1 protein-coding gene is annotated in these 606 nt (G+C 58.3%); it reads right to left on the minus strand.

The genetic code is table 11. From position 1 onward, the window contains the following. Nucleotides 1-606: hypothetical protein (locus tag ACTHSP_RS21300; protein ID WP_440346918.1), on the minus strand; the 606-nt coding region annotated here is incomplete at both ends.

A 606-nucleotide genomic window follows, 5' to 3' on the forward strand; every position in this document is an offset into this window, starting at 1 on the left:
CCGTTGGGTGCATCGTAGAAGTTGCCGTCGGTGTGTTTGTACACCTTGGTGCCGTCGGCTTTGGTGTATGCAACCGGGGCTTGGGCACTCTGTACCACGGATTGGGCGTCTACAGTATAGGTGTAGGTCTGGTTGCCGTTGCCGTCAACATTTTGTTGCACCGTCAATCCGTTGCCTGCAGCCAGGGTCAGGGTGCTGCCTGATTTGGCTGTAGTGGCAGCGGGTGTACCTACGGTGTTGCCGCCGGCAGTGATGTTGAAACCACTGTTGTTGATGGCGTTAACCACATCCTGCGCGGTGGCGACTTGGTTGGTATTACCGGTTGTGGCGGCTTTGCCGTCCGTGCCGGTAGTAATGGCGGCAGTATCTGCGGACACGGTATAGGTAGTGCTGCCATCCCCATTAAGTGTCGGTGTGCCTACAGAGATACCATTGCCAGCAGCCACGATGGTTTTGGCGGCGGCGGCCTTATTTGCCACAACCTGCAATTGGTCTTCAGTAGCAGCGCGACCACTCACCGGCGTACCGGTCCAAGTTTTGTTTGTCAGGCCGGTAACCGTACCGGCACTACCGTCGACGGTAACCGGGTTGCCGCCGCTGGCCGGG

This window comes from Neisseria sp. P0001.S005, assembly GCF_051963715.1.